Annotated in this window: 2 protein-coding genes; both read right to left on the minus strand. The window is 62.2% G+C overall.

The window, feature by feature from the left end:
- Positions 1 to 74 precede the first annotated feature (74 nt).
- The gene (locus IC50_RS37760) at positions 75 to 3,404 is read right to left on the minus strand and encodes an adenylate/guanylate cyclase domain-containing protein (protein WP_035716722.1); all 3,330 of its coding nucleotides are present in this window, start codon (positions 3,402 to 3,404) and stop codon (positions 75 to 77) included.
- 307 nt (positions 3,405 to 3,711) lie between these two features.
- The gene (locus tag IC50_RS37765; RefSeq protein WP_035716725.1) at positions 3,712 to 4,227 is read right to left on the minus strand and encodes a hypothetical protein; all 516 of its coding nucleotides are present in this window, start codon (positions 4,225 to 4,227) and stop codon (positions 3,712 to 3,714) included.
- Positions 4,228 to 4,634: the final 407 nt, after the last annotated feature.

The raw sequence follows: 4,634 nt of genomic DNA on the forward strand, positions 1-4,634 counted from the left end.
CGTCATCGCGCTTTAGGTTGTCGTTTGAGCATGATCCTTTCGGAAAACCGCTGCGCACGTTTCCGGATCATGCTCTAACGCTCTTGCCTGAGCAGCTGCTTCGCGTCCTCGACTTCCGAAAGATTTCGCTCCGCATCGAATTCAACGAGGACGGGAGCGAGCAGCTCGGATGCCGTGCCCGCTCGGCCAGCCGTGCTGTACAGGCGCGCAAGTGCAAGGGCACTGCGCAGCTCGAAAGTCCTCGTCCGTTGGCGTCGGGCGATTTCCAACGCTCGCCTGAGGGCGTCTTCGGCACTGGATTCGTTCGAAGGATCATGGCGCGACAGGAGTTCTCCCCGGACGCGGTGCAGCTCGGCATCGAGCCAATGCTGGCCGGATTGCCCCGTCGAGGCGATCAATTCGCTCAAGATTTCCAACCCGGTTTCGACCTGGCCCACCTCTGCATTCGCCACGGCGACATGCATTCCCCAAAACGGTTCGCAGAGGTAGCAATCGTTCTCGTGCAGCAAGGCCCAGCCGTGACGCATGTCCGCCAGTCCGGCCGTTCGGTCTCCGGCACGCCACTTGGCGAGGCCATTCAGGTAGGTGCCGGCGGCGACGTACAGCGGCATCGTATGATCGCGTGCGAGACCGAGCGCCAGGATCGTCTCCGTCTGCTGCAACATGCCTCCGCATAGTCCGTCGAACACGGCGCGATGAACGAGCGCGTTGGCCTGGGAAAGTGCCCGTTTTTCTCCTGAAGCACGCACCGCTTCGGCGGCGAGCCCGCGCGCGCGAGCGACCGCGCCAAGTGGCCAGAGCACCAGGGCAAGAAACCTCATGATCACGAACGGAAGATCCAGCGCCGAAGCCCTGAACATCGCGGGATCCGGTTCGGCATCGTAGATCGCCAGCGCCCGCTCGAGATGGGTTCTCGCGTTCGAGTAGTCGCCACCAAACCAGCAGGTGACGCCGCCCGTCCAATGGGCGACGACAGCGGCCACCGGCGAGTCCGGCCGGCGGTCAGCGGCGCTCCCGATGGCATCCGCAAGCTCCCGCATCGGAGCGAGCTCGCCGTGGGTCAGGCAGGCATTGAAGAGTCCCGAGTGGACCGGCGCAAGTTCGATGGGATCATCGATATCGGCCGCGAACTGCCGGGCGCGCGTCCAAGCGGCTACGGTCTCGGGAGCACTGTGTCCGAGACTGCCTCGCAAGGCACGACCATATGCGATTTGGAGATGCAGCCTGCTCATCTTCCGGTGAGGCTCATCAGACAGCTCATCGGCGGCGGCAATCGCCTTGCCGAGATGTGCGATCGCCTCGGAATAGGCCGAGCGCTTCAGCGCCTGCTGGCCCGCCTTGCGCCACCATTCGAGGGCGATCTCGTTCAGTCCCGCCTCCGTGAAGTGGTGCGCCAGAACTTCCGGCTCGGTCTCGGCGACGAACGGAAACTTCTCGCGCAGGACATCGCCGATGCGCTTGTGGAGCAGCTGCCGTTTGCTCCTGAGCAGGCCTTCGTAGGCCGCTTCCTGAACGAGAGCGTGCCTGAAGCTGTAATTTGCTTCGGGCGGAGTTCCGCGACGCACCAGCAACTCGGCCCCTTCGAGCTGTCCCAGCGCGGTGTTCAGCGTCACATCATCGCGTCCCGCCACATATCTCAGCAGCGCGTATGAAAATTCGCGGCCGATGGCGGCGCCTATTTGCGCCACCTCCTTGACCGGAGCCAGCCGGTCGAGCCGCGCCATCAGCGAATCCTGCAGCGTCGCGGGAATGGCGAGCGGCGGGAACGGACTATCGAGGCGATAGCGTCCGGATTCCTCCACGAGCATTCCGGACTCCAGCACCATCTTGGTCAGTTCCTCGACGAATAGCGGGACACCATCCGTCCGGTCGATGATCTGCTTCATCATCTCGCATGGGAGCTGGCGACCAACCGCCACCTGCTCCACCAGCGCGCGCGTGTCCTGCCGGTCCAGTCGGTCGAGCCGCAACAGACTGACGTTGGCAAGGCCCGACCAGGAAGGCTCGAACTCTGGCCGGGACGTCATGAGCACGAGTATCGGCAATCCCCTGATCCGGTCGACCCCGAGATCGAACAGCTCAAGTGTGGTGGCATCGGCCCAATGCATGTCCTCGCAGATGATCAGCAGGGGCTGCTCCCGCGCCAACCGCTCGAGCTGATCGAGAAGCGCAGTAAATGTCTGTCGCCGTTGCTGCGCCGGGCTCAAACCGAGCGGCGGATAGCGGTCGCCGGTTGGAATGGAAAGGAGAGCCGCAATGAGCGGCGTCACCCGGGCGACCTGCTGTGTTCCAAGCGCCAGCATTGCCTCGAGCTTTTCGAGCTTCTGCTCCGACGTGTCGTGGGAACGGATGCCGGCGGCGCGCTCGAGCTGCGCAACAAAGGGATGGAGCGCACTGTTGGTGTGGTAGGGCGAACATTGATATCGCACCCGCCGGTGCGCCTCCAACGCGGGGCTTTCGGACAGCGTTGCGACCATGCGCGACTTGCCGATGCCCGCTTCGCCAGCAATCAACACCATCTGGCCATGCCCCTGCCATGCCAGCCGCTGGCGCGAGAGCACGAACCCGATCTCTTCCTTGCGACCGACAAAACCGATCGAGCGCGCCGCGTGGACCGCTTCGAAGCGGCTCTCTGATGCGGTCGCCCCCTCGACCGCCCAGACCGCGATGGGTTCGGCTATTCCCTTGACCTCGCGGCGGCCGAGATTGCGAAAAGTGAAGAGATCTCCCAACAGCCGGCGCGTGGACGAAGCAACGACGACCGCCCCCGGCTCCGCCAGGCTCTGGAGCCGGGCAGCGAGATTCGGTGTGTCGCCGATCGTTGCGTGCTCCTCTGACGCATCTCCGCTGACGAGGTCGCCGACCACCACAAGCCCGGTCGCGATTGCGATCCGCAGCTCAACCTTCTCGTCAGCGCCTGTCTTGAGTTGCCCGACCGCAGAGATGATGTCGAGGCCCGCTCGCACTGCCCGTTCCGCATCATCCTCGTGGGCGCGAGGATAACCGAAATAGACGAGTATTCCGTCACCGACGAACCTGGCTATCCTGCCATCATAAGCCGCGATGACGCTCGCGCAGGCGGTGCGATAGGCGCGGATCACTTCCCACATATCTTCGGGATCGAGCCGCGCCGAGAGCGCAGTCGAGCCGACCAGATCGCAGAACATCACGGTGAGGTGTCGCCGCTCGGCGTCCTGAGGAGGAACGGGCGATGCGATCAACGCGGCTGGATCGAGATCCGCAATCGCACGCAGCATCTTGCGGCGATGACCGAGCAGGACTCCGAGCTTGTCGAAGTCCTCGTCCATCAGTTCGGGAAGGACCCCCATGTCGATCCCATTTTGGGCAAAACGCTCCGCGTATTGCCCAAGCCCCAGCTTCTCGAGCCACTCCGAAATCTGCATGGCTCCCACCGATCGTGAGGTTGGCGGTTAGCAGAATTTTGGACCACGGCGTGCGGGGACAGTATCCCAACGCCATCATGATGGCACGTCTTGTTTGTTGCGCGACAAATTAGGTTGCTCGGTACCGGCACGCGTCCAAGCAGAAACGTCGATGCGAACGCTACCAAAAATCGTCCGCACGCAGCATTGAAGGATGGAGGTTGCCACGCATCGCCGACTACTCGTTCAGAGCTGAAGCCGACCCGACACCAGGCTTGTGCCCACGGCGCGACGCCGGGCGGGCGTTCTTCCGTGAGCACAGTCGTCTTCACTTCTCGTCCATCGGCACTTCGTAGCTGCGCGCTATCGTTCCCGCCGCAACTTGAAGCGAAGATCCAACCATCCAACAGCCGGCAACAAAGACTAGCAGGCCATTGGGAAGGCTTTGATCAAGGACAAGGATGCTGACGGACAGCGCTGCTGCAATCGCCGCGGTGAATGTTCCGGCCGCACTCATGACCTCAACCGCCTCGGATCCATCGTATTGCTCCGAGGTGCTCGAAATCGACGTCCGAGCGAACGTACGCGACAAATCAATTCCAACATAGAAGCTAACTGCTCCGTAGAGCATCGTTAGCAGCACGATCCAGCCGCCGCCGAAAAATTCACCCTTCTGACGCAGGAGGGTCGCACCCACATAGAGACCGCAAGTGGCCCCAACGGCTGCGAGGCCAATTCTCTCGAGAAGATGGACCGACTTGATCAGACTCGAACGAGCAATCCGAAAACTGCCGGCGTATCTTGTCAGGGACAATGCACTGTAAACTTCATTGCTTAGCTTCATGGGGGGCTCCTTGGTAAGTAGCAGCCTACCGGCCGACCCCGAATAGGAGCTGCGTCAACCCGTTTCGCGATGCTCTTGATTCCAATTTCTGAAAGATCTGTGCTGAGTGATGGGACTGGCGTCCTCGTGAGCAGGACCAGAACCAATCCAAAGCTGCGAGCACGCGGCGTCGCAGGCACTGCATCTCACCCGTGTCTGTCAGTTAGCTCCGGGTGCGGCAATTTCTTGCTGGAGTCATAGCTCGAAAAGAAAGTGGTGGAATATGAGACGGTTCACATGCCGCAGTTCCCCGTCGCTCCATTCAGTCACGATCCCGGGAGGACAGAACGTATCGTCGCGCTCTCGGCGGCGCTGGAGCAGGAACTGAGCAGCAGCTCGACCCGGCGTGCGCGCCTGTCGGCGCGTCC

It is taken from the genome of Bradyrhizobium genomosp. I (2014), assembly GCF_000261685.1.
In the GTDB taxonomy this organism is placed as follows: Bacteria; Pseudomonadota; Alphaproteobacteria; order Rhizobiales; family Xanthobacteraceae; genus Bradyrhizobium.